General features: G+C 48.0%; 21 protein-coding genes. 2 read left to right on the top strand and 19 right to left on the bottom strand.

What is annotated here, in order from left to right; all coding sequences use genetic code 11:
* Position 1 precedes the first annotated feature (1 nt).
* The 13 genes from rlmN to MKX75_RS19595 form a co-directional block, all read right to left on the bottom strand.
* On the bottom strand, positions 2 to 1,042 hold the full coding sequence (gene rlmN / locus MKX75_RS19535) for a 23S rRNA (adenine(2503)-C(2))-methyltransferase RlmN (protein ID WP_062836114.1): 1,041 nt from the start codon (positions 1,040 to 1,042) through the stop codon (positions 2 to 4).
* Between the two features lie 257 nt (positions 1,043 to 1,299).
* A complete protein-coding gene (gene rsmB, locus MKX75_RS19540; protein WP_339166469.1) occupies positions 1,300 to 2,814 on the bottom strand; it encodes a 16S rRNA (cytosine(967)-C(5))-methyltransferase RsmB in 1,515 nt (504 codons plus the stop codon).
* The gene (gene fmt, locus MKX75_RS19545; protein WP_339166470.1) at positions 2,811 to 3,764 is read right to left on the bottom strand and encodes a methionyl-tRNA formyltransferase; all 954 of its coding nucleotides are present in this window, start codon (positions 3,762 to 3,764) and stop codon (positions 2,811 to 2,813) included. The genes rsmB and fmt overlap by 4 nt, the downstream gene beginning before the upstream one ends.
* Before the next feature lie 12 nt (positions 3,765 to 3,776).
* The gene (def, locus tag MKX75_RS19550) at positions 3,777 to 4,265 is read right to left on the bottom strand and encodes a peptide deformylase (RefSeq protein WP_062835357.1); all 489 of its coding nucleotides are present in this window, start codon (positions 4,263 to 4,265) and stop codon (positions 3,777 to 3,779) included.
* A 118-nt stretch (positions 4,266 to 4,383) separates the two neighbouring features.
* The gene (priA, locus tag MKX75_RS19555; protein ID WP_339166472.1) at positions 4,384 to 6,933 is read right to left on the bottom strand and encodes a primosomal protein N'; all 2,550 of its coding nucleotides are present in this window, start codon (positions 6,931 to 6,933) and stop codon (positions 4,384 to 4,386) included.
* A gap of 3 nt (positions 6,934 to 6,936) precedes the next feature.
* Positions 6,937 to 8,172: a bifunctional phosphopantothenoylcysteine decarboxylase/phosphopantothenate--cysteine ligase CoaBC gene (coaBC, locus tag MKX75_RS19560; RefSeq protein ID WP_339166473.1), complete on the bottom strand. Its 1,236-nt coding sequence runs from the start codon at positions 8,170 to 8,172 to the stop codon at positions 6,937 to 6,939.
* A gap of 138 nt (positions 8,173 to 8,310) precedes the next feature.
* Positions 8,311 to 8,523, bottom strand: a complete 213-nt coding sequence (gene rpoZ, locus MKX75_RS19565; protein WP_036614619.1) for a DNA-directed RNA polymerase subunit omega — start codon at positions 8,521 to 8,523, stop codon at positions 8,311 to 8,313.
* A gap of 157 nt (positions 8,524 to 8,680) precedes the next feature.
* Positions 8,681 to 9,253: a guanylate kinase gene (gmk, locus tag MKX75_RS19570; protein ID WP_017687445.1), complete on the bottom strand. Its 573-nt coding sequence runs from the start codon at positions 9,251 to 9,253 to the stop codon at positions 8,681 to 8,683.
* A 13-nt stretch (positions 9,254 to 9,266) separates the two neighbouring features.
* Positions 9,267 to 9,527 (bottom strand): DUF370 domain-containing protein, encoded by a 261-nt coding sequence (locus MKX75_RS19575; protein ID WP_006209218.1) that lies wholly within the window; start codon positions 9,525 to 9,527, stop codon positions 9,267 to 9,269.
* A gap of 51 nt (positions 9,528 to 9,578) precedes the next feature.
* Positions 9,579 to 10,478 (bottom strand): YicC/YloC family endoribonuclease, encoded by a 900-nt coding sequence (locus MKX75_RS19580; protein ID WP_076333317.1) that lies wholly within the window; start codon positions 10,476 to 10,478, stop codon positions 9,579 to 9,581.
* A 19-nt stretch (positions 10,479 to 10,497) separates the two neighbouring features.
* Positions 10,498 to 12,387, bottom strand: coding sequence for a bifunctional homocysteine S-methyltransferase/methylenetetrahydrofolate reductase (locus MKX75_RS19585; RefSeq protein ID WP_076333318.1), 1,890 nt, complete (start codon positions 12,385 to 12,387; stop codon positions 10,498 to 10,500).
* Between the two features lie 213 nt (positions 12,388 to 12,600).
* Positions 12,601 to 13,434, bottom strand: coding sequence for a diaminopimelate epimerase (gene dapF, locus MKX75_RS19590; protein ID WP_339170528.1), 834 nt, complete (start codon positions 13,432 to 13,434; stop codon positions 12,601 to 12,603).
* Positions 13,435 to 13,618: 184 nt separating this feature from the next.
* Positions 13,619 to 16,477 carry a calcium-translocating P-type ATPase, SERCA-type gene (locus MKX75_RS19595; protein ID WP_339166475.1) on the bottom strand — a complete coding sequence of 953 codons (2,859 nt, stop codon included), beginning with the start codon at positions 16,475 to 16,477 and terminating at the stop codon, positions 13,619 to 13,621.
* Between the two features lie 360 nt (positions 16,478 to 16,837).
* Between MKX75_RS19595 and MKX75_RS19600 the strand changes: the two genes are divergently transcribed.
* Together MKX75_RS19600 and MKX75_RS19605 are read left to right on the top strand one after the other, a co-directional pair.
* A complete protein-coding gene (locus tag MKX75_RS19600) occupies positions 16,838 to 18,610 on the top strand; it encodes an NFACT RNA binding domain-containing protein (protein WP_339166476.1) in 1,773 nt (590 codons plus the stop codon).
* Positions 18,611 to 18,896: 286 nt separating this feature from the next.
* Positions 18,897 to 19,343, top strand: a complete 447-nt coding sequence (locus MKX75_RS19605) for a GNAT family N-acetyltransferase (RefSeq protein ID WP_339166477.1) — start codon at positions 18,897 to 18,899, stop codon at positions 19,341 to 19,343.
* Positions 19,344 to 19,486: 143 nt separating this feature from the next.
* Here the strand turns inward: MKX75_RS19605 and MKX75_RS19610 are convergent, their stop codons facing one another.
* The 6 genes from MKX75_RS19610 to MKX75_RS19635 form a co-directional block, all read right to left on the bottom strand.
* Complete coding sequence (locus MKX75_RS19610) at positions 19,487 to 20,356, bottom strand: PHP domain-containing protein (protein ID WP_339166479.1); 870 nt, start codon at positions 20,354 to 20,356, stop codon at positions 19,487 to 19,489.
* Between the two features lie 64 nt (positions 20,357 to 20,420).
* A complete protein-coding gene (locus MKX75_RS19615) occupies positions 20,421 to 21,344 on the bottom strand; it encodes a selenium metabolism-associated LysR family transcriptional regulator (RefSeq protein ID WP_339166481.1) in 924 nt (307 codons plus the stop codon).
* 131 nt (positions 21,345 to 21,475) lie between these two features.
* The gene (locus MKX75_RS19620) at positions 21,476 to 21,913 is read right to left on the bottom strand and encodes a hypothetical protein (RefSeq protein WP_017687436.1); all 438 of its coding nucleotides are present in this window, start codon (positions 21,911 to 21,913) and stop codon (positions 21,476 to 21,478) included.
* 165 nt (positions 21,914 to 22,078) lie between these two features.
* Positions 22,079 to 22,342, bottom strand: a complete 264-nt coding sequence (locus tag MKX75_RS19625; protein WP_026080981.1) for a YlbG family protein — start codon at positions 22,340 to 22,342, stop codon at positions 22,079 to 22,081.
* 30 nt (positions 22,343 to 22,372) lie between these two features.
* Positions 22,373 to 22,810 (bottom strand): YlbF family regulator, encoded by a 438-nt coding sequence (locus MKX75_RS19630; RefSeq protein ID WP_062835367.1) that lies wholly within the window; start codon positions 22,808 to 22,810, stop codon positions 22,373 to 22,375.
* A gap of 152 nt (positions 22,811 to 22,962) precedes the next feature.
* Positions 22,963 to 24,681 carry a helicase-associated domain-containing protein gene (locus MKX75_RS19635; protein ID WP_339166483.1) on the bottom strand — a complete coding sequence of 573 codons (1,719 nt, stop codon included), beginning with the start codon at positions 24,679 to 24,681 and terminating at the stop codon, positions 22,963 to 22,965.
* Between the last annotated feature and the right edge of the window lie 9 nt (positions 24,682 to 24,690).

Here is a 24,690-nt window from a genome sequence, read left to right on the forward strand (position 1 = left end):
CTCACCTCAACTCCATATGCTTTGCACGAAGCTGACCGCAAGCGGCAGCAATATCATGTCCCTGTTCACGACGAATGGTTACATTAACACCCTGTTCCGAGAGAATCTTCTGAAAATTGAAAATGTCACTTCTCGATGTTCTTACGTACTTGCGTTCAGGTACATGGTTAACCGGAATCAGATTCACGTGACACAACATGTTTTTAAGCACACTTGCCAATTCTGCTGCATGCTCTGGCTGATCGTTTACCCCACCAATAAGTGCATACTCAAACGTAATTCTTCGACCTGTTTTAGCCAGATAATAACGAAGGGACTCCATCACATCTTCAAAAGGAAAACGACGGTTAACCGGCATCAATTTCGAGCGCAGTGCATCATTTGGTGCATGGATCGAAATAGCAAGGTTAATCTGTGTGTCTTCATCTGCAAACTTGTAGATGTTCGGAACGATTCCGCTCGTTGATACCGTGATGTGGCGCTGACCAATGTTCAGTCCTTTTTCATGGATCATAATGCGCAGGAAAGTCATCGTTGCTTCATAGTTCTCAAAAGGTTCACCCGAACCCATGATCACGATGCTGCTGACACGCTCGCCGCGTTCGTCGAGAATTTTCTGAGCCTGAACAACCTGAGCAACAATCTCCCCAGCCGTAAGATTACGCTTGAGACCACCCAATGTGGATGCACAGAACGTACAACCAATCCGACATCCAACCTGTGTGGTTACACAGATGCTGTTCCCGTAGTTATGCTTCATGATTACTGTCTCAATAGCATGATCGTCATGAAGACCAAAGAGGAATTTAACCGTTCCATCCTTGGATTCAAATTTAGTAATTTCCTTAAGCGTTACAAATTCAAATTGCTCTGTCAGCTTTTCACGCAATGGCTTGGACAGATTCGTCATTTCACTGAAATCATTCACGCGTTTTACATAAATCCAGTCAAAGATTTGACCACCGCGAAACGCCGGTTCCCCATTCTCCACAGCCCATTGCTGCAGTTCTTCCAGGGAATAATCATATATAAAAGGTTTCATTTTGTTGTCAACACCTATTCCTTCTTTTCTTTTCGTTTGGCTTCCTTCTTTTCGTTCCATTCGTCCTATTCTATCACAAAGACCACGTTACATCCATGTATACCCTTGATATCTGTACTTCATGCATTATAACACCTCAATGCGACCATCGCACCCTGTCATCACTTTTCTCTGACAATTATATCGAAGGCCCATCACAAAGAAATCCGCCGAAGTTCCCCTCGGCGGTCATCCTTCCGTGCTCTATTAAACTGTTATTATACTGTTTTTGTCAACCGTGCGATGAAAAATCCGTCGCTGTGAGCGTACTGTGGCAAAATCTGAATACCACCGTTCACAACCTTCAAGTTCATTGTCTCGGATTCGGACCAAACCAATGCTTCTGCTGGACGATATTCCGGATGTCGGTTCAAGAAGTCTGCAACCATAACCTCATTCTCAGCAGGCTCAATGGTACACGTACTATACACCAGAATACCCCCTGGTTTTAACAACGGCGCAACCCGATTAAGCAGTTCACGCTGTAAGCCTGCGATATCTTCGATATCTTCTACGGATTTAGTCCATTTTACATCTGGCTTGCGGCGAATAACACCCAGACCGGAACATGGTGCATCCAGCAAAATGCGATCAAACGACGCTTCCGGGTACCGCTCGTTCAGATCAAGGGCATCTCCCGTTACAGCATCGATGCAACTCAGACCAAGACGCTCCGCCTGATCCAGGATCAGCTGGCGCTTGTGAGCATGTACATCGTTAGCGACAATACGACCACGATCGTGCATTTTCTCCGCCATATGAGCTGTTTTACCACCTGGAGCTGCGCAGCAATCCAATATAAGTTGGTCTTCTTCCGGCGCAACCGCTTCAGCTACGAGCATGGAACTTTCGTCCTGTACAGAGAACAAGCCATCCCGATACCAGGACGTTAGTGCCATATTTCCGCCACTGCGTACAAGAATTCCATCGGAACTCAGCTGAGAAGCTTCAACGACTGCACCTGTGCTGGTCATCTCATGCATCAGCTTCTCCCGTGTGGTCATTGTAGTGTTGACCCGAACACTCACCGCTGGCGGCTCGTTATTCGCACGACAGATGGCTTCAGCCGTCTCCTCACCGTACTGGGCAATCCAGCGCTCAACCATCCATAACGGGTGAGAATGCTCCAGTGAAATACGCTCGGCAGCTGGCAGATGCTCAGGAATACGAAGTTCATCCCGATTACGAATCATATTGCGCAGCACACCATTCACCATGCCCGAGATTCCCTGATGGCCCAGTTTCTTCGCCAGATTAACCGCTTCGCTCACCACCGCATGTTCTGGAATACGATCCAGGTATATCATCTGATATACGCTGATCCGAAGCAGGCTACGAACCCAAGGTTGCAGTTTGGATACTCCCTTGGCAACGTAACGTTCCAAGAAATAATCAAGTGTATTCAATCTGGCGATTGTTCCGTACACCAATTCAGTAGCTAGTCCAGCATCCGCAGGGCTTAAATCCGCCTCTCTCAGACGACGGTTCAACTCCAGATTACTGTATGCTCCATCTTGCTCAACAGCACTCAGAACCTTGACTGCCAATGCACGAGCAGACGTTTTGGGTTTCTGGGAGCGAGATGCACCACCTGAGGCAGAATGGGGTGTAGACACATTTCCATGACCACCCGATTTTCCCGAATTCGGACGGCGGTTTCTTTCGCGCCCGGATGCATTTCCTGTGACTTTATGACCTTGTCCTGACGAACGTCCTGATGTATTACCACTCATCGCAACACCGTTCCAGGTTTCAGTGTACCGCCACGAGCAAAGTCAGCAGCTTGCATCACCTTTTTACCCGCAGGTTGCACCTCAGTCAACCAGAGAGATCCATTGCCTGTACATACTTCAATACCTGCCTTATTCAACTGCAGCACCGTTCCCGGCTCTGCTTGTCCAGCATCCGAAGAAGAGGTTATGTTCGAATGATCCGGATTAGCGGCTGCCCAGACTTTGAAGACCTGATCATCCCACATCGTAAATGCACCCGAGAACGGCACAAGACCACGAATCTGATTGAACAATTCGCGTGATGTACGACTCCAGTCCATCTTCTCGTCTTCCCGAGTCAGATTACGCGCATACGAAGCCTCGGCATCATCCTGAGGGACCGCCGTTGTTTCGCCAGCAATCAATCGTGGCATTTCAGCCAGTAGCAATCTGGAGCCAGCCTCACTTAGTTTGTCAAACATCGTTCCTGATGTATCTTCATCTGTAATCGGCAGTTGCACATACGAGATCATATCTCCCGTATCCAGGCCTTCAGCCATATACATTAATGTGACTCCTGTCACGGATTCCCCGTTAATAATGGAACGTTGGATCGGGGCTCCTCCCCGATATTTCGGCAAAAGAGAGCCATGCACGTTCACACAACCGCGAACAGGCATATCCAGCACGGCTTTGGGCAGAATCTGCCCAAATGCCGCGGTAACGATCAGGTCCGGCTTCCATTCAGCCAAGCGGGCTACGGCTTCCGGATCACGCAATTTAACAGGTTGAAACACCGGCAGACCGTAGCGTTCTGCTGCGGCCTTAACCGGTGTTGGCGTAAGTACTTTTTTGCGCCCCTGTGGTTTATCAGGTTGAGTCACCACACCCACCACATTGTATCCCTCTGCAATCAGCATATCGAGAGAAGGAACTGCAAATCCAGGTGTTCCCATAAAAACAATATTCAAATCGATCACTCCTTAATTACGACGCGGTCCCGTTTGATCGGCTGCAATTTCGTACACTTTCTCGGCGATATCCGTGAAGAGTACGCCATCCAGATGATCAATTTCATGCTGGAATGCACGGGACAGCAGGCCACTACCCGTAATAATCAACTCGTTGCCTTCACGATCCAAACCCTTGACAGTAACGGTCTCAAAACGACGAACGTCACCATTAATTCCAGGGATACTCAGACAACCTTCCGGTCCGAATTGCTCTCCCTCACTTGCGATAATCTCAGGGTTAATCATCTTGATCAGTCCTTGCTCATCACCGGCGTCAATAACGATCAGACGTTTCAAAATGCCGACCTGTGGCGCAGCAAGACCTACACCTTCCGCATCGTACATGGTATCAGCCATGTCATCCAGCAATTTTTGTACATTCGGTGTAATTTTCGGTACTTCTTTGGCTCTCTTGTGGAGCACCTCATCTGGTTCTTGAACGATAATGCGAATCGACATGTTGTAAGCACCTTCCTAATCCTCATCATAATTTCAGGACGATATTCTTTATTTTTGGTGTATTCATTTTTAATCTATGTTTATACCGCTTGTATACATCCGCATTGCTGCAAAATGCTTACATTAACATTTGCGGGTCTACATCCAGACTAATGAGTAGTTTTTGCGCCTGAACATCATCGTCCATGCGCCGGGCTGTTGCCAGTGCGAGTCCGATGGCGTCTACATCCCCCCGCCATTTTATCATACATTGGAATCTGTATCTATTCTTGATCCGTGGAATCGGGGAAGCTACTGGTCCCAGTACATCAAAAGCATCATTACTGAAACGATCAAGACTGCCAAGCCATCCGGCTGCATTAGCCTTTTCCTTCAATATTCGCGTGTAGTTCTCGGCAAGACGAATCAATACCGGAAGCTGTTCATGCGAAAAGGTCACCAGAATCAGGCGACAGTAAGGTGGATATTGCAGATTGCGACGGTGTAGCAACTCCTCGCGTACAAACGACACATAGTCATGCTGACTCGCATGCCCAATAGAGTAGTGTTCCGGCGTATAGGACTGAACAAACACTTCACCAGGCAATTGGTGACGACCGGCTCGGCCAGCCACCTGTGTTAGCAACTGAAACGTTTTTTCGGCAGCACGAAAATCAGGTAAATTCAGTGCTGAATCCGCTGTTATGACGCCAACCAGGGTTACATCCGGGAAATCAAGTCCCTTCGCAACCATCTGGGTGCCTAGCAACACGTCTGCTTTTTTCTCACGAAACTGTTTCAGCAGCTTCTCGTGAGCCCCTTTTTCCGTTGTCGTATCCACATCCATCCGAATGACCCGAATGCCCGGAAAGAGCTTCGCAAGCTCTTCCTCGACCCGCTGTGTACCTGTACCAAAGTATCGAATATGCTCACTTCCACAATCTGGACACACTTCAGGAGCCGCTTCCGCATACCCGCAGTAATGACAACGGAGATTATTCGAGCGCTGATGATACGTCAATGAAATATCACATTCGGGACAACCTGCTACATATCCACAACTTCGGCACATGACAAAGGTCGAATATCCACGGCGATTCAGCAGAAGCACCGTCTGTTCGCCACGTTCCAAGCGCTCCTCCAGCCCTTTATGCAAAGCTCTACTGAACATGGAACGGTTGCCATCCTTCAACTCTTCGCGCATGTCAACGATTCGCACTTCAGGCAGCTTGTTACCCAATGCCCGTGTCGGCATCTCCAGCAAGAGTGGTGCAAAATCATCGTTACTCTGCGAGCGTGCTGCATAATAACTTTCCAGCGAAGGTGTCGCTGAACCCAGAACCACCACGGCCTGATGCTGCTGTGCTCTTTTTACCGCTACATCCCGGGCATGATATTTCGGAGTTTCCTCCTGTTTGTAGGAAGTCTCGTGCTCCTCATCCATAATGATCAGCCCAAGCCGACTGAACGGAGCAAATACGGCTGAACGCGCACCAATCGCAACCTTCACCTGGCCCTCACGAATCTTGCGCCATTCATCATAACGTTCACCGCCTGACAGACGACTGTGCATGACCGCAACCTGATCACCGAAGCGACCTTTGAAACGTTCTACCATCTGCGGGGTCAGTGCAATCTCGGGCACCAATACGATGGCCTGGCGATCCTGCTCGATGCATCGTTGAATAGTCTGGAGATAGACTTCTGTTTTACCGCTGCCTGTGACACCATGCAGCAAAAATACCCCATGGCGTTGTTCCTGCAATCGGCCATTGATACTGTCATAGACATGTTTTTGCTCATCGGTCAGAACCAGAGGTTCAGTCGCTTTGAACCTCCTGCCCTGATAAGGGTCACGAAAGACCTCAACATCCTCGGTTACGATCAGTCCCTTTTCCTCAAGACCTTTGATTGTTGCGGCCGATACCTGCAGTGTAGACAATACTTCTTTCATCGGCATAGGCAGCAGCTCTTTCATTTCTAGCAAAAAAGCAAGAATCTCCTTCTGCCGCTGTGCTTTCGCCGGGAATGAAGCAAGTGCTTCCTGAGCAGCAGCAATATCTACAGCCAGATCAACGGACTTCATCGTTTTCTTATTCAGCTTGTCCTTGATGGCCTGACTCTCCAGCAGCACACCACCAAGCAATAGTTTCTTAATTAGCGCAGCATGATTGGGATATTTCCGACTGAGTTGTTGCAAGGGTACCTGACCCCGACTTTTGACAAAACGGATGATATCCTGCTGCACCTTCTCGGTCGTAGACTCTTCTCCCCAAACAAATAACACCTCATCATCCGGTTGTGCACCCGCCATCTGTCCATCAAGTGCATCTCCCAGCGAGATGTATCGTTCCGCTTTCCCCTTCAATGCCGTCGGCACCATAACCTGCAATGACAAAATCCGGTTACTGGCATAACGTCCACTCATCCATTCGGCCAGTTCAACCAAATCCTTTGATAATGGGGGAACAATGTCCAGCAACTCCTGGATCTGCTTCAGCCTGAATGTTTCCTCCCCGGTACGCGGAACAAGATCAATCACGAATCCCTGCACCGTCCGATGACCAAAAGGCACACCCACCCGGCTGCCAATCTCGATCCATTCCCTCATAGATTCAGGTACCAGGTAATCAAACGGCCGGTCTGTTTCCTTCACAGGAACATCGACAATGACCTTGGCAATCTCCATATCCTAATTCCTCCCGGCAATGCGCTCCGCCGCAATCCGGAGCAACCGATGAGCCACATCGTCCTTGGCTATCACTGGAAGCTCCTCCACCAAACCCTCCCGGTCATAGATATGTACCGCGTTGGTGTCTGTTCCAAATCCTGCACCCGTGCGGGTTACATCATTGGCTACGATCAGATCACAGTTTTTCCGTTCCAATTTCTCACGTGCATACATCTCAACCGACTGAGTCTCCGCAGCAAAACCAATCAAAAACTGATGGGTTTTCTGTTTGCCCAGCGTTTCAAGAATATCTATATTTTTAATAAGTTCGAGCGACAGCGTGTCGCCTTTCTTCTTGATCTTCTCGGTATAAACTTCCTTGGGACGATAATCAGCAACCGCCGCCGCCTTAACCACGATATCAGCATCGTCCCATTCCCGTGTTACCGCTTCATACATATCCTGTGCAGACTGTACAGGGATCAACTCAACGTTCTCCGGTGGCTTGGCTTGGGTACTGCCCATAACCAATTTCACATCTGCCCCCAGATCACGCGCAGCTGCGGCTATGGCAAATCCCATTTTGCCAGACGAATCGTTTGTAATATATCGTACGGGGTCAATGCGCTCAATCGTACCTCCAGCCGTAACGACAACCTTCTTGCCTTGTAACAATGAAGCTTGTCCCTGCTGGGTACGTTCTGCAGACTCTCTCTGTTCAAAGAAACGTTTTACCACATCCACAATGCTTTCCGGTTCTTCCAGACGCCCCTTGCCCACATATCCACACGCAAGCAGACCTTCACCCGGCTCAATCATCATGGCGCCCCGTTCAACAAGCAGGTTCATATTATGCTTTACAGCTGGATGATCATACATATGTACATTCATCGCTGGAGCAATCATGACAGGGGCTGTCGTGGCAAGCAGAGTTGTTGAGAGCATATCATCTGCCATGCCATGCGCCATCTTGGCAATTACATTGGCTGTAGCCGGAGCAACCAGAACAAGATCAGCCAGATCAGCGAGATGAATATGAGATACGACTGCTGGCTCACGTTCATCAAATGTATCGGTATATACGGTATTTCGGGTCAACGTTTGCAGCGTCAATTCGGTAATAAACTGTGTAGCAGAAGCTGTCATAATCACATGAACATCCGCTCCCTTTTGCACCAGTCTGCTGCATAATGTTGCCGCCTTGTAAGCGGCTATGCCGCCTGTCACACCAAGCACGATTTTTTTACCGTTCAACATGGTTATTTCCCCCGATATTTATACGACGTCTAAGTAAGATTCCGTTAAAATAGGCTTATTCGTAAAAAAATAACAACCTCGCGGTTGTCAATTAATCCGGCTTACGCCGTATGCAGTTGAAGAGCAGCCGCAGGCGGCTTACTCTTCTTCTTCGTCCTGTCCTTTGATGACAACGAGCAGGTCTCCATAGATTTCTTCCAGTGCAACGCCAACTTGTTTATGGGATCTCGCACCTCTTAAATCCGTTTTTTCACCTTCACGTAGCTGTCTAGCCCGGCGGGAAGCAGCAACAACAAGGGAATACTTGCTGTCGACTTTGTTCATCATTTCATCAATAGAAGGATACAGCATATTAACAAACACCTCTTCGCATTAGTATAATCACAAGTTGCCGCCTGACAGAACTGATGTGGCATGTCTTCATACCCGGGCATTCCGAGAAGGAGTGCTTCAGTATATGATATGACAACTGCCCCACTTATATCGTATTCCGCAGCGGCAAAAGGGATTATTTATTGATCTTACAATGTTCGGCGATTATGATGCTTTCTATTCTCTTGCACGCCAAATCAATTTCATCATTAACAACAGCGTAATCATACTGCTCCAGCAGACTGATCTCATCGACCGCCACAGACATCCGGTGATCAATGGTCGCTTGACTTTCGGTACCACGACCCTGAATGCGATCTTTCAGCTCGTCCAATGAAGGAGGAAGCAGGAAAACAAAGATGCCTTCCGGGAATTTCTCTTTCACTTTTAACGCGCCTTGAACCTCAATCTCCAGAATGATGTCGCGGCCTTCGTTAATCGTTTTCTCTACAAAATCACGCGGTGTTCCGTAATAATTACCGACATACTCCGCATGTTCCAACAATTGATCTTCAGCAATCATGTTCTGGAACTCTTCATGACTTCTGAAGAAATAGTTCACACCATGTTCTTCACCAAGACGAGGCTGACGGGTTGTCGCCGATACGGAATAGATCAATTCCGGCACCCGTTTGCGCAAAGCGCTGCATACAGTACCCTTCCCGACCCCAGATGGGCCGGACAACACTACCAGTAATCCCTTAGACATATTACACTCCATTTTATTCGTCGTTATCATCATCTTTCGAAGAAAGACGATGGGCGACCGTCTCCGGCTGAACTGCAGACAGTATGACATGATCGCTATCCGTAATAATTACGGCACGAGTACGTCTTCCGTACGTTGCATCAATCAGCATGTGACGATCTCTTGCCTCTTGTATAATTCTCTTGATCGGCGCCGATTCCGGACTCACGATGGATATAATCCGGTTCGCCGATACGATGTTACCGAATCCAATGTTAATGAGTTTGATTGCCATAATCAGGTTCTTCCCCCTATACATGCGACTCTTTTGCCGAAATGTGGCCGTTCATTCGATATTCGCCGCTTGCTCACGAATCTTCTCCAGCTCCGCCTTCATCTCGACAACACGGTTCACCAGAGCCAAGTGGTTGGCTTTTGATCCAATCGTATTGACTTCCCGATTCATCTCTTGAATTAGAAAGTCTAACTTACGACCTACCGGTTCATCACTCTTCAGCAGTTCCCTGCTCTGTCCAAAGTGACTGAGTAGACGCGTAAGCTCCTCTTCTATATTAGAACGATCGGCAAACATTGCAATTTCCATACCCAATTTATGCTCATCAAAAGGGAAAGAGCCTTCTTCCTGCATTTCCGTAAGTCTCTGCCTTAACTTGTTGCGGTAATCACTCACCACAGTCGGTGCAAGAGCAAGCATCTCGGTATGCAGTGACTCCAGACGAATAATCCGCCGTTCCAGATCACTGGCCAGATGAAGACCCTCGCGTGCGCGCATCTGCTCCAGACTGGACAGAGCCTCTCTCAATCCTTCCTGCAAAACTCGCTCCCATTCGTCCTTCTGCTCTTCGGGAATGGAACTTGTCCCATCCGAATGAACCATGACGTCCGGCAGCCCAAGCATATCCACAATACTTGGTTTGCCCTGCATTCCAAAGTGAGTCTCCAGTTGCTCTGCAGCCTGCAGATAGGCCCTGACCGTCTGTTCATTCAGAACAGCGGGAAGAGCCTGGTCTTCCTCTTTTTCTTTCATTACATAAACATCAATCCGCCCACGTTTCAAACGGCTCTGTACGATCTTCCTCAAACCGTCTTCATAATACGTCCACTCTCTTGGCAGACGCATCATCACTTCGCAATAACGATGATTAACAGATTTGATCTCTAATTGTACCTTATAGCCGCCAAAATGAAAGGCGGATTGACCGTATCCGGTCATACTGAATGACATCGGCATCACATCCGTTTTACTATTGTAATTGATTATTAGGGTTGAAACAAGTAGGACATTGATGCTCCGACTTCTCCCATACATATTGAGTCAGTTCGGCCGTCATGCCGTAGAACATAAACGGTGTCATGAGATAGATGCCTTTGAAATGCGCTGTGGCTACGTCCAGCAGTTCCTTGGCAATTTTTACCCCCATCGCACGACCCTCTTCACCTTCCAGACCTGCCATCCGGGAACGCACTTCATCCGAAAGCTGGATTCCGGGAACCTCGTTGTGCAGATACTCTGCATTCCGTCCACTTGCCAGTGGCATTACACCTATAAAAATAGGCACATCCAGGTGTTTGGTCGCTTCATGCATTGCTACAATTAATTGAGGGTCATAGACAGGCTGTGTCATGATGTAATCTGCGCCAGAGGCAATTTTCTTCTCCAGACGCTGTACAGCTTTATCCAGATGTTTCACATTGGGATTAAACGCCGCTCCGATCACAAAGCCAGCTTTCTGCTTCAGCGGTTTACCCGAGAAGGCCACCCCATCGTTCAACTGCTTGATCATGCGTATGATTTCAAAAGAAGTCAGATCGTATACCGAGCTTGAACCCGGCAGATCGCCAAATCTTGCAGGATCACCTGTAACAGCAAGTACATGATTAATGCCCAGAGCATCAAAACCCATCATGTGGGACTGCGTTCCAATCAGGTTCCGGTCACGGCAGGCAATATGCACCAGTGGACGAAGGCCCGTGCGATCTTGAACGAGGTGCCCCAGCGCCATGTTGCTCATCCGTGTAACCGCTAATGAATTATCCGCTAGTGTCAGGGCATCTGCTCCTGCTGCTTTCAGAGTCTCGGCGCCTTTCATGAACTTGGCAATGTCCAAATCTCGCGGCGGGTCAAGTTCAACAATGACGGTGTGACGCTGCTTGACCAGATCAACGATCGTAGGCTGTCCACCACGTCCGGAACGTTCATCCACATTTTCATGCAGAACGATACGCGCTTTGGTTTCTGACGGATCAGGCTCCAAAATAGGCAAAGGTACATAGTCAGCGAGCGCCTCTTTCATTGCAGTAATATGATCCGGTGTCGTACCACAGCAACCGCCGATAATACGAGCGCCCAGATCAGCAAATTGCACTGCCGTCTGACCAAAGTACTCCGGAGTCGCACCATAACGGAACTGACCATCAACATAATCTGCTGCACCCGCATTTGGATAAACAGACATCGGAATACCGATACGTCCGGAGACGGTTTCCATGGCTCGCATAATCCCGTTTGGACCTGAGCGGCAGTTAAAACCGATCACGTCCGCGCCCTGCTCCCGCATGATCCGGAATGCTTCAGGCATCGTATATCCATCCAGCGTGTGCCCTACATCCTCTACCGCGAACTGTCCAATCACAGGCAGATCGCTCAGCTTGCGCGCTTGCAAAAGGGCAATATCCATTTCCTCGATATCATAGAAGGTTTCAAGCAGAATGCCATCCACACCTTCATCAAGCAGAGCAAATATCTGTTGTTGGTAGAAGCGTTTCAGTTCACTTGTAGACACGTTTGTCCGCTTGCCACCTCGAATGGAACCAACGGCACCAAGCACATAACCAGTGTCGCCAGCTACCTCTTTGGCAATGCGTACGCCGGCACGGTTCACGTCCTCCACCTTTGACTCCAGGCCGAACTTGGACAACTTGTCATAATTGGCAGAGTACGTATTCGTTTCAAATATCTCAGTACCTGCGTCCCGATAACGGCGATGTACATCCGCCACCACTTCAGGTGAAATCAAGTTCAACTCTTCGTATGAAATCCCTACCGGGAAACCCATTTGGTACAGAAATGTTCCCATGGCCCCATCTCCAACGAGAACCCGTTCCTGCATAGCTTTGCGCAAATCCGCCTTCATCCCATTTCCCCCCGCCTAGCTGTGATCATTTACATACTAATGTAACACAAAAAACGCTAAAAAACGAAGAAAAACACAGGTTTTTACTGAGTATCCAGCTCATATGGACTTTCTTGCCATACAGCCCCCAATATGTCTCTGTACAGGAGACACGACCTGTCCTTTTGACAAAAAAAGAGGCCCGCAGGCCTCTTTGGTTAAATTCCCCACTTTTTATGAAGTGATTCCCTTAAAAACAACTTCAGCAGGTCCGGTCATGTACACATGATTGTCAGCTTCATTCCACTCAATGTGGAGATCCCCACCCTTGAGGCTGATGATGGCTGTACGATCTGTATGTCCATTCAGGACAGAGGATACCAGTGTTGCACAAGCTCCGGTTCCGCAGGCAAGTGTCGGACCAGCTCCACGTTCCCATACACGCATGTCCACATATCCACGGTCACGAACTGTGGCGAATTCCACATTGATTTTTTTCGGGAACATCGGATGTACTTCAAGAAGTGGGCCCCAAGTTGTGAGATCAAAATTCACAGCATCATCAACGTAGATGACCGCATGTGGATTACCCATGGATACGGCAGTGAATTTGAACGCATGTCCATTCGCTTCAATGTTGTGATCAACCACAGGATTCGCATCTACCGTTGTAGGCACTTGAAGGCCGTTCAGAATCGGCTCACCCATATCGACACGAACCGTTTCCACTTTGCCATCACGAATGTTAAGACTGACAGGTTGTACGCCTGCACCAATCGTTTCAATAGTAATCTGTTCCTGGCTGACATGACCATGATCGTATACGTATTTGGATACACAGCGAATGGCATTCCCACACTGCTCTGCTTCCGAACCGTCCGAATTCATGATGCGCATCTGAAAGTCCGCCTTCTCCGAAGGCAGTATATAAACCAGGCCATCCGCACCGATGCCGAAGAAACGATTGCACCATTTTACAGCCAATTCTGCTGCATCTGCCGGAAGCTCCTTTTCACCAAATACAACGATAAAATCGTTACCAAGTCCATGCATTTTCGTAAATTCCATAATCTTGCCCACTCCTTTTGGCAGTCTGCTGCCAAAGCTATATTCTTGCTCTTCTACAGGATCACCATAGAAATTCATATTCAACATTTGCACACAAAAAAGCTATCCTGCAAAACGTCAAAGCTGCCGCTTCGAATCATTTTGAGGATAGCATACCGAAATGGATCAGGAAAAGCTATTGATTTTATGCCGAAAACTTTGTACTTTTCGGTACGAAGCGGCCAGAACCGCCCATGCGACGGCGGTTACGACGACCACCCCAGACGCTGCCTGCGCCCATAAGGAACGTCGGGATACCTGCAGCAACGATACAGATCGCCCATTCACGCAATCCCAGAGGTACGGTTTTGAAGATCGGCTGCAACGGTTCAACGTACATCACAACGAGCATCAGTACAACCGATGAAATCACGGCAAGAACCAGATATTTGTTCTGTAGTGGGTTCCGGTGGAAGATGGACCGCGAACTACGGCAATCAAAGACATGAATAAGCTGTGCCAAAACGAGTGTAGCAAAAGCTACGGACTGTGCCTTGATCAGTTGCCCCGGATTATCCGGTGCAGCCTGAAGAGTAAGCCAGAACGCTCCGAGTGTACACAATCCAATCAATACCCCCCGGCTGACGATTTTCCAACCCAGTCTGCGGGCAAAAATATTTTCCTTGGCACCGCGGGGCTTGTGTTCCATCAGATCTTTTTCAGGCTGATCTACCCCCAGCGCCATGGCAGGCAATCCATCCGTCACCAGGTTAACCCACAGAATCTGAATCGGTACGAGTGGCAGGGGCAAGCCCATCATCATTGCAAAGAACATTGTTAGAATCTCCCCTACGTTCGATGCCAGCAAATAACGGATAAACTTGCGGATGTTCTCATAAATATTACGACCTTCTTCAATGGCAGCCACAATGGTTGAGAAGTTATCATCACTTAGAATGAGCGCCGAAGCTTCCTTCGTGACATCTGTACCTGTAATGCCCATCGCGATCCCGATGTCAGCTGCTTTAATCGCCGGAGCGTCGTTCACTCCATCCCCCGTCATGGCGACGACATGCCCCTTGCGCTGCAACGATTTTACGATGCGAAGCTTATGTTCAGGCGATACCCTTGAGAACACGTAGATGCCCTCTACCTGCTTATCCAGTTGCTCGTCTGTCATGCCTGCCAGCTGCTGACCACTTAGTGAGGCACCTCCACGTGGAAGAATCCCCAGCTGATGCGCAATGGCTTCTGCCGTTGTTCCATGATCACCTGTGATCATGACGGTACGAATGCCCGCTTTGCGGCATGTGGCGATCGCATCTCTTACTTCACGACGCGGCGGATCAATCATACCTGCAAGTCCGACGAAAACAAGCTGACTTTCGGCGGCGTGTTCGTCAGCCACTTTTTCCTCCGGTCGTACTTCACGATAGGCCATTCCGAGGACACGCAGTGCCGCTCCGGCCATACTCTCATTGGCTGCCATCACTTTCTGCCGCAGTGTTCCGGTGAAAGGTACGACCTTGCCTTCCCATAAAATATAACTGCAGTGTCCGATTAACACATCTGGCGCACCTTTGGTGTAGATCATTCGCCCTCCCTGGTGATTGACCAGGACTGACATGCGTTTCCGCTCGGAATCAAACGGGAACTCCTGCTGGCGGGCATACAACTCTTTGAGACCAGTAGGCGTAAGCCCCATTTTGGAGGCCAGTGTGACCAGTGCACCTTCCGTCGGATCACCCTTCAGCTCCCAGAATACATTCTCTCGCTGGGCCGCTTCTTCTTTGTAATCATCTTTTTTAGCTTTTTTCTTGCCATCCTTTTTGGTATCCTTGCCCTTTTTCTTGTTTCCTAATTCGTTTGCGACACTCTCAACAATACTGGCATTGTTGCAAAGTGCGCTAATCTGGAGCATTCTGCGCAGGGACTGGTCACTCTTTAATTCCACTGTTCGACCGTTCTCCAGCATCTGCCCTTCAGGTGCATAACCATCCCCAGTAACCTTGATGCTGCGTCCCTCCAGCCACACATCCGTTACCGTCATCTTGTTCTGGGTGAGCGTGCCTGTCTTATCCGAACAGATCACAGATGCACAGCCAAGGGTTTCGACAGAAGGCAGTTTGCGCACAATGGCTTTACGTTTGATCATCCGCTGCACGCCAAGTGCGAGTGCAATGGTTACAATGGCCGGCAGACCCTCCGGTATGGCTGCCACCGCGAGGCTGACCCCTGCCAGAAACATGCCAACGGCTGGTTGTCCGTGCAATATGCCTGCGACGACGACCATGACGGTTAATCCCAATGCGACAAAAATCAGAATTTTGCCCAGTTGTTCCAGTCTGTGCTGTAGCGGTGTTTCTTGCTCCTCCGTATTCTGGATCAGATCGGCAATTTTGCCCATCTCCGTCTCCATTCCCGTACGGATGACCACACCTTTGGCCGTACCACGAGTAACCATGGTACCCATAAAACCAATATTCTTCTGATCACCCAGCGGAACGTCCTCGTCGGCAATCGGAAGACAATGCTTGCTTACGGGAACCGATTCCCCGGTAAGTGCCGACTCCTCGACATCCAGACTGTTCGTTTGCAGCCAGCGTACATCAGCGGGTATGCGGTCGCCACTCTCCACCATAACGATATCTCCGGGTACGAGTTGTTTGGCGGCAAGATGTACTTCCTCGCCCGATCGAAGCACTTTGGCGAGAGGTGCGGACAACTGTTTCAATGCACGAAGAGATCGTTCTGCCCGGAATTCCTGTACAAACCCCAGAATCGCATTCAGTACGATAATCGCCACAATCGTTACTGCATCCAGATACTCACCTAACAATCCGGATACCAACGTTGCTCCCATCAATACCAGCACCATAAAATCTTTGAACTGATTCAAGAGCAATGTGATCGGAGAAATGCGTTTCCCCTCGCTCAGCTCATTCGAACCGACCACTTTTCTCTTCTCTGCTACAGCTTCGTCCGTCAATCCTTCCTGCGGGCTGACGCCAAGAGTGTTGCGAAGCTCTTCATCACTAAGTTGATGCCACTTGGTATGTTCCATGCTTCAAGGTTCCCTCCCAGTCTGTATTTCATCTGCAAAATAAGCTCACATGCTTCACCGGCGCGCTGGTCGACAGGCTGTACACTATGCCGGACAAACTACCTGCTCTATATGTATTCGGACAGGTCTGTGATTAGCACCCAAGAGGCGAATCCTTTCCCTGATGGACAGAATAAGCTAAAATAAAAGTCTGCGATGTTCTGCGCAGTACCGATTCCAGCGTTCAACAGGCAAGCAACGAAGAATCTGCAGCCGGTCCTGTTTTTTTACATAACCTGGTTGCTCATTTCAGTTATATAGATGAAGCATTTGGCATGATGATAAAATGCAGATGCTCGATAGAGAGAGGAAGTGGAAAAAATGGCATTGGACGGCATCGTAACACGAGCCATTGTTCATGAATTGCAAGGCTGCATTGGTGGACGTATCAGCAAGATCCATCAGCCGAATGGCCATGACGTAGTTCTCACACTGCGTGCTCAGCGCGGAAATAGTAAATTGCTTGTTTCGGCAAGCCCGACGTATCCTCGTGTGCATTATACGGAAAAGACATTTCTTAACCCTACTGAAGCACCCATGTTCTGCATGCTGCTCCGCAAGCACTGTGAAGGTGCAATCATTGAGGAGATCCGTCAGATTGGCATGGAGCGTATTATCCACATCAATGTGCGCCAGCGCGACGAACTGGGGGATGTTTCGGTTAAACGGATCATCATTGAATTGATGGGGCGTCACAGTAATATTATTTTGCTTGATCCTGTAACAGGAACAATTCTGGATGGTATTCATCATGTAACTCCGTCCATCAGCAGCTACCGAGTAATTATGCCCGGATTCTCGTATACTGCCCCACCCGAACAACATAAAAGTAATCCGCTCGAAGTGAGCCGTGCAGCATTCGAGGACAGCTATCATGCCGCTGAAGAAGAGGCATCACGCTGGCTTGTGAATGCCTTTAGCGGTCTTAGCCCGTTAATTGCGGGAGAGATTGCCGCCCGTGGGATTGCTGCTGAAGGTACAGCGAGTGCTCCGACTGTGATTGAGGGTGAAAGCCGGATCGAGGCTGGGACACTTTGGAACGCTTTTGAAGCCGTGATGGGACCTGTCAGAGATCATATCTACACGCCTGTAACCGGAATGAACGCTAAAGGCAAAATGATTTTCTCGGCCGTTCATCTTGAGAGCATTCAGGACTTGGAGAAAACCTATGACACGATGAGCAAGTGTATGGAAGATTACTACGGAGATAAGGCTGAACGAGACACTGTAAAACAGAGAGTAAGTGATCTGCTCCGTTTTCTGCAGAATGAGCGAAGCAAAAACATCAAAAAGCTGGACAACCTGAACAAGGACTTGCTGGAAGCAGACGATGCGGACAAGTTCAGACTATGGGGTGAGTTGCTGTTTGCCTCCCTGCATCAGGTCCACAAAGGGGACAAGAGCGTGGAGCTTGTGAACTTCTACGATGAAGACCAAGCCAACATCACCATTCAGCTTGACCCACTGCTCACACCGTCTGATAACGCACAACGTTATTTCAAGCGGTATAACAAATACAAGAACAGTCTGGCTGTCATTCATGAGCAACTTGGCAAAACCAAAGACGAGATTGACTATCTCGATAACCTGTTACAGCAGCTGTCCATTGCATCCATGAACGATATTGAGGAAATACGGGATGAGCTTGTGCAGCAAGGATACCTTCGAGACCGCAATAAAAAGGGTAAAAAGAAGAAGAAAAGTGACCGTCCAACCGTACACCAGTTCACCTCCTCTGAGGGAATCGATATTCTTGTGGGCAAAAACAACCTGCAGAACGAGTACGTGACTAACCGTCTCGCTTCTTCCAACGACACCTGGCTGCATACCAAAGACATTCCAGGCTCACATGTCGTTATTCGCAGTACGGACTTTGGGGAGGCAACATTGGAAGAAGCAGCGCAACTTGCTGCCTATTTCAGCCAAGCCAAGGAGTCCAGTAGCGTACCTGTGGATTACACGTTTATCCGTCATGTACGCAAACCCAGCGGTGCGAAGCCAGGTTTTGTCATCTATGATCATCAGAAGACCTTGTTTGTAACACCAAATGATGAATTAATCAAGAGTCTGCCATCCACGATTAAAAATGGATAAGGCTATATAAGTTGAACTAAAGATTATTTACACTGACACTACGATGACAGAACAACCTTCCAATCGCTGTTATCGTGTAAATGATTAGTTCAAATTATATAGATGTAACAGTAACAAAGACAAAATCCCCTGACCATTAAAGGTTCAGGGGATTTTTGTGGTTGCAATACATCATTTCAATGTTATGTGAAGCTAGGCTTATTTCTCTTGTATTGAATATTAATTCGTTTATATGTATAATAATTCAATTGTGATGAATAAAATTTATAGTTAAAGGAAGTGTATCATGACCATACATATCAGAGAAACGCAACCTGATGATCTGAAACCATTGACTGCATTAATGAATGACTATGTGGTGGGATTCTACAATAACCCCTGGCCTGGTGATCAATCCATCCAGCTTTTGATTAATAACCTGCTTAATCAGCAGATCGGGGCTCAATTCGTGGCAGAACAGGACGGGGAGCTTATCGGATTTTCCACCCTGTTCTTTACTTATAGCACGATGAAAGCAGAGCGTGTCGCCATCATGAATGATCTTTTTGTGACGGAAACATTCAGAGAAGGCGAAGCGGAAGCCCAATTATTTGCACACTGTCAGCAATATACGCGTGACCATGGATGTGCATATATGTCTTGGATCACAGCAGTGACGAATGAGCGAGCACAACAATTATTCGAACGTCTTGGGGCTACACGTGGCGCTTGGGTAAACTATTCCATTACGTAGACTCTTTTGAGCACAAAAAAAAGGACATGGAAACATGAAGGTTCAGCCCTATCATGTTTCCATGTCCTGTAATCCTTCGATCCTAAATGTACTCAATAAGCAGAAAAACCCTCATATCCAGATAACGTGTTAACCTGTCTAGATCATACTCCCTCTTGTCGTGAAGCAGCTGCCTTCAGCCTTTCTAACACATCAACCTTTACGGTCTTGCTACCGAGATCCCCGTGGAACACAACTCCTTGCCGTTCGCCATGATAATCCGATCCACCAGTCTCAATAAGATCATACTCCCTGGCCAGCTTACCATACCTTCGTTCCTCTTCCGGGCCATGGTCCGAATGAAACACCTCAATGCCATCTGGACGAGAGTCTTCGATGATACGTCGCACCAATTCATCATCATTATAGAGACCCGGATGGGCAATCACAGCGGCTCCACCAGCGGCTCTGATCCACTCACATGCATCCTCGGGTGCAACGCGGGGTACAGATACGAAGCCAGGCTTGCCTTCAGCAAGATATCGATCAAATGCATCCCGCATGTCGACAGCATATCCCTTCTTCACCAACACATCAGCCATATGAGGTCTGCCGATACTCTCATCCTGCTCTAACGGCCGTCCTAGCTCATCGAGTACCTCCTGCCAGCTTATATCAAGCCCGAGTTCCTGCAGCTTGCCAATAATCAGATGATTTCGCTCATCTCGTGCTTCTCGTAATCCGCGCAACCGTTGCAGAAACTGCTCATCCTCCGTATTTACGTAATAACCCAAGACATGAATATCTTTGCCGCCAGCCCGGGTGCTGATCTCCACTCCAGCAACGACATCAATCTCGAACTCTTTACCCGCTTGCTGTGCTTCCGCTACACCAGCTACTGTGTCATGGTCCGTCAGAGCAACCGCAGATAGTCCTTTTTGCTTGGCAAGCTTCACATTATCAGCTGGTGGCTGCATTCCATCGGAGGCCTGACTGTGGGTATGAAGATCACAGCGTCCTTGGCGTTGATCCATGTACAACAGCTCCTTTGTGTAAAATGATTTGGATTACTCTCATCTATCATTGAGTTTCCGCCTATTATGCCTTCCCCGGCTTGTGTTCTGGCTCAGATTGCTCCTGTTGACGCAGATAGTTCAGGAAAGCGACAGCTGACAGCGGCAACAAGGACGATTTTAGATGGATGGCATAGAACTGCCGTTTGAATTCGAGTCCACGGATATCCACAATATGAACGAGTCCCAGAGCAAGCTCATGCTGCACGGAAGAAGGAGATAACATCGTAATGCCCACCCCTGCCTCTACAGCCGATTTTACGGCTCCAGTACTTCCAAGTTCCATCACCACATTCATATCCTGTGGATCAATATTTTTCTTTTGCAGTTGGTCTTCCATCACCTGACGGGTACCCGAGCCCTTCTCACGCAGCACAAAGGGATAGTTCATTACATCTTCAAGATTCACTTTGCTACGCTTAGCCAGATCATGCCCAGCAGGTACAATCAGTTTCAGCTCGTCCTGCATGACAGGCTCTACAATCATGTCCGGATGGTGTACAGGCGCTTCAATCAGACCAAAATTAAGCTGGTGTTTCAATATATCATCCATAATTTGCGTTGTGTTCATCACCTTCATGACAATGGAAATATCGGGATACTGAAGCGCAAACGGTCCGAGCATGCGTGGGAGCACATATTCCCCGATCGTTAAACTGGCTCCAAGCTGGAGTCGGCCCTGTAACATCTGGGTAAACGCCGACATCGCTTCATCCGTCTGTCTGACCAGTTCTACGCTCCGTTTCGCGTGAGGCAATAAAGTCCGGCCAGCCTCAGATAGTTCTATTTTTTTGGTGGAACGATGCAATAACTTGGTTCCAAAATAGTCCTCCAATGATTGAATCTGCATCGTTACTGCCGGTTGAGTCATATGTAATGCTTGTGCAGCAGCCGAGAAGCTGCCCTTCTCTGCTACCGTATAAAAAATATGCAATTGGTGAAAATTCATATCTTCGCCCCTCTTCGATTACACTCTCTACATTGTAGCCGATTTCCTGCTTGGCAACAAAAAAAGCATGCAGCTTGTCTGCATGCGATGATACTTGAATCTATGATTTCAACTTATTAAATCTACTCAATTTACTTGTGCTTGCGGCTATTTTTGACCAGCGTCATTCTTCTTGAATGTCTTAACCATGAATAATATGACTTCAGGTCCCTCAACTCAATGGTCTCCGACATACGTCCCAGAAACGTAACTACAATCATTTTGTGCAGCGGGTTGCCCGCAATATCATATTCTCCTTCAAGTTCGGAAAATTCGGCGACCACCACCAGATCCTCATCAATCAGGTAGACGTCCTGTTCATTACGGTAGTATGGTGTTATACGGTCCTGCTTCAGACACTCCCATAACCACGCCGCAATATGGTCATCATCACTACGTGCAGGCTCAATACGGTCTGCATACCGCATCTTGGCATGATGGGTAATGACGATGTCGGCCACTTTCTTGTCTCCAAGAGCCACGAAAAACGGCTCGTAGGTGCTCCAACGTTGCATCACCTTATCACGCATGGGAATCACTCTCCACCAGATAGGACTTTCTATCTATTTATTACCAAATATATTACAACATTAGTCCCGCAACCTCAAGGCGTAAGTTTAACTTTTTTTCACAATAGCCAATTTGTGTATAATTCAAGAAAAGAGCGACCCCAAAGGGTCCCTCCAGTTTCTCTTCTATATTCCGTAAAAGCTCGTTTTGTCCATGGTTTTGCTGGCATACTCGGTTTTGATCTCATTACGATACGAGCGTTCGATCTTGCGCACATAGGAAAGTCGCTTCACATTTTTCATCGTATCATCTGCCCGTTCTGCATTAACATACATGACTACATAATGCATACGACGGGAGATATAATGCACGGTGCCATATTTTTCGAGATTACGGGCAGCCTTCAAATCACTGACCCAAATAATGAATCCTGTCCTTTCCGCAAACATCATCGTTCCCCGCCCTTCTATAATGATTACTTAACTGCAACCACATTTGCCGCCACTACCGCAGCCGCCCTTCGGATTCGGATCGTTGCTCGGTACCTTAATGGTCGTTGACACTGCAAATGCAATGGTCTCTGACATCTGGAATAACATATCATCCAGGGACTTCTCTGCCTGTTTGAAGCGAATTACCGCCTCGAAATTTTCCAACTCCTGTTCCAGAGCCTTCACCTGATCTTTCGCTGCATGATAATCCGGGTGAAAATGACCAAAACGCTGTGTTTCTTCAAACAATTCTTTCTTGGCATTCAGCTTCCGAATCCCCATCTGAATCTCAGGGCTAGTCTCGACTTGCTGCTTCCAATATAAATAATCCGATACTTCGGCAGATTGGTTAATCATGTCGCCCAGTTCATATGCGCCCGTTAACACTTGGGCCATATCGACCGTGTTCATTTCCGCTACGCTCATGAAATATTCATCCTATCTATATATAAAGTTCTACTCAACGTAGACTACCTCATCATAGCATATCCATGAATAGTTAAGAAGAGTTTTTCCTGCAATTAGAAATAGGGGGAACTCGAAAATTCGCCTTTCAACCTGATATTCACGTGAAATAGTCAGGTTATGACATCATCTGGCAGGATAAGACGCATTGAATCCCACTGTGACGGGGAGAATGTACGCCATTCCGTCTCTGATGTATTTTCACTTGAATCCAGCATACACCAACCGCTTAATGTCCATTCTTCATGCCCCTCTACCTGATGTGGAATGAGGTATCGCGTACGATTTTCCTGTTGTATCCCCAGCTTTGTCTGCCACTCAATGGCTTTGGCAGCAATCTGTCGTGCGGTTGAACTATGATATCGACGCCACTCCTTGTACCAGGTCTCCGGTATCTCCTCAAATCCCAACAGAGAGAACTTCTTCTCAATGACAGAATGATCATGCTCCAACCCATGCAGAGAAGCAGGGACATCAACCAGACCTTGATTATCGGGAGTGTAGAAAGAAGAATATACACCGCTAAACATATCTTTTTCTAATAACTTCGGATCATCTGCGGAGCCTGTACTTTCCTCCATTACCTCCATACTTCTATCTACAGTCAATGGTGCAGCATCCGTCTCCTTGCCCCAATCTGCTAACGCAATCCGTACATTCTCCGGTATACCTGTCAGCGCATATTGATCCAGAAACTCTATCACTGCAGGTAATCCATACCCGCTGGCTATGGCCGAAATGAATCGTTCTCTTGTCAAACGGTAGATGGACATTCGATCACGCGTCACCCGTTCTGCGCATTGCTCCAGCATCCAGATTACATCAGGCCCCGCTTCCGGTGGCACCAACATGTCGAAATCAGGCTGCATGTAAAACCCACAAGGCTCCGCCTCACCTACCGCCTCTTGGCGTAGATTCAACAGGCTCTGTGGTTCGATCAGCCAACGGAATGCCAATGCTCCCGACTGATCTTCTCCAACGTCGCCATAACCCCAACCAGCCAGTGCATAAAGCCATCCCCTGATCTGAGGTTCACATGTGGAATTCACTATACGACACCATACGTTCTTCCCTGGAGAAAGAACGGCCAATTGATGACGGAAATGCTGTAGAGTAGGCTCGGTATTCCCGTATCTGTCTACACAAGCTTGATATATCTCCCGATGCATCTGTCCCCATGAAAGCTTCAACCATTGCTGTAATTGATGATCTACGATCCGAATCCTCCCCTCTGCCTTCTGAACCAGATTCAGACTGAGCAGTAGATCGAGAAGGATTGCAACGTGAATCGGATACAGGTCCGAATGTTCATATCGGATGCCCAGACCTTCAAAGTCTGTCGAAGATAACACCGTGATCACACTTAATTTTTGAACACTTTTCTTATGTATGGTGCCCTTCCCTGTCAAAGGAAGTCCTTCTCTTTCGATCCAAGCGATCAGATGAAGAAGCTCTGCAGCAATATCCGGCTTTCCCTCTTGTAGTACATGAGCATGTATTGTCATCTGTTCAACGGTTAAGCCCACTCTCTGCACATAAGCAATCGTCAATGTCTCCATCAGCGAAGCAGGAATATAGAATAATCGCTCCCCCCAACTCTTATGAACAGATTCGATCCATCTTTGCTGCCTAAGATTGGCGAATGTAGATTGGGCCTCTGCGACACTTAGCCCTTCGACAGCCCACTGTTCTCGCTGCAGGAGGGAAGAGAAAGGCTGTGCAGCATGTTTGTGAAAAATTGCACCAAGTACTTTTTGTTCTACCAAAGTAAGCTTTGACCATGAATCAATATCCATTACCATAGGCTCATTTACTGGTTCATATGAAGCCATCCCTTAATC

The organism is Paenibacillus sp. FSL R5-0341 (genome assembly GCF_037975235.1).
GTDB classification, from domain to species: Bacteria; Bacillota; Bacilli; order Paenibacillales; family Paenibacillaceae; genus Paenibacillus; species Paenibacillus amylolyticus_A.

What these genes read in the sequence shown, in the direction of transcription:
- rlmN (WP_062836114.1), bottom strand. Translation starts at nt 1,042, where the DNA reads ATGAAACCTTTTATATATGATTATTCCCTGGAAGAACTGCAGCAATGG.
- rsmB (WP_339166469.1), bottom strand. Translation starts at nt 2,814, where the DNA reads ATGAGTGGTAATACATCAGGACGTTCGTCAGGACAAGGTCATAAAGTC.
- def (WP_062835357.1), bottom strand. Translation starts at nt 4,265, where the DNA reads ATGTCGATTCGCATTATCGTTCAAGAACCAGATGAGGTGCTCCACAAG.
- priA (WP_339166472.1), bottom strand. Translation starts at nt 6,933, where the DNA reads ATGGAGATTGCCAAGGTCATTGTCGATGTTCCTGTGAAGGAAACAGAC.
- coaBC (WP_339166473.1), bottom strand. Translation starts at nt 8,172, where the DNA reads ATGTTGAACGGTAAAAAAATCGTGCTTGGTGTGACAGGCGGCATAGCC.
- rpoZ (WP_036614619.1), bottom strand. Translation starts at nt 8,523, where the DNA reads ATGCTGTATCCTTCTATTGATGAAATGATGAACAAAGTCGACAGCAAG.
- gmk (WP_017687445.1), bottom strand. Translation starts at nt 9,253, where the DNA reads ATGTCTAAGGGATTACTGGTAGTGTTGTCCGGCCCATCTGGGGTCGGG.
- MKX75_RS19575 (WP_006209218.1), bottom strand. Translation starts at nt 9,527, where the DNA reads ATGGCAATCAAACTCATTAACATTGGATTCGGTAACATCGTATCGGCG.
- MKX75_RS19580 (WP_076333317.1), bottom strand. Translation starts at nt 10,478, where the DNA reads ATGTCATTCAGTATGACCGGATACGGTCAATCCGCCTTTCATTTTGGC.
- MKX75_RS19585 (WP_076333318.1), bottom strand. Translation starts at nt 12,387, where the DNA reads ATGAAGGCGGATTTGCGCAAAGCTATGCAGGAACGGGTTCTCGTTGGA.
- dapF (WP_339170528.1), bottom strand. Translation starts at nt 13,434, where the DNA reads ATGGAATTTACGAAAATGCATGGACTTGGTAACGATTTTATCGTTGTA.
- MKX75_RS19595 (WP_339166475.1), bottom strand. Translation starts at nt 16,477, where the DNA reads ATGGAACATACCAAGTGGCATCAACTTAGTGATGAAGAGCTTCGCAAC.
- MKX75_RS19600 (WP_339166476.1), top strand. Translation starts at nt 16,838, where the DNA reads ATGGCATTGGACGGCATCGTAACACGAGCCATTGTTCATGAATTGCAA.
- MKX75_RS19605 (WP_339166477.1), top strand. Translation starts at nt 18,897, where the DNA reads ATGACCATACATATCAGAGAAACGCAACCTGATGATCTGAAACCATTG.
- MKX75_RS19610 (WP_339166479.1), bottom strand. Translation starts at nt 20,356, where the DNA reads ATGGATCAACGCCAAGGACGCTGTGATCTTCATACCCACAGTCAGGCC.
- MKX75_RS19615 (WP_339166481.1), bottom strand. Translation starts at nt 21,344, where the DNA reads ATGAATTTTCACCAATTGCATATTTTTTATACGGTAGCAGAGAAGGGC.
- MKX75_RS19620 (WP_017687436.1), bottom strand. Translation starts at nt 21,913, where the DNA reads ATGCGTGATAAGGTGATGCAACGTTGGAGCACCTACGAGCCGTTTTTC.
- MKX75_RS19625 (WP_026080981.1), bottom strand. Translation starts at nt 22,342, where the DNA reads ATGTTTGCGGAAAGGACAGGATTCATTATTTGGGTCAGTGATTTGAAG.
- MKX75_RS19630 (WP_062835367.1), bottom strand. Translation starts at nt 22,810, where the DNA reads ATGAGCGTAGCGGAAATGAACACGGTCGATATGGCCCAAGTGTTAACG.
- MKX75_RS19635 (WP_339166483.1), bottom strand. Translation starts at nt 24,681, where the DNA reads ATGGCTTCATATGAACCAGTAAATGAGCCTATGGTAATGGATATTGAT.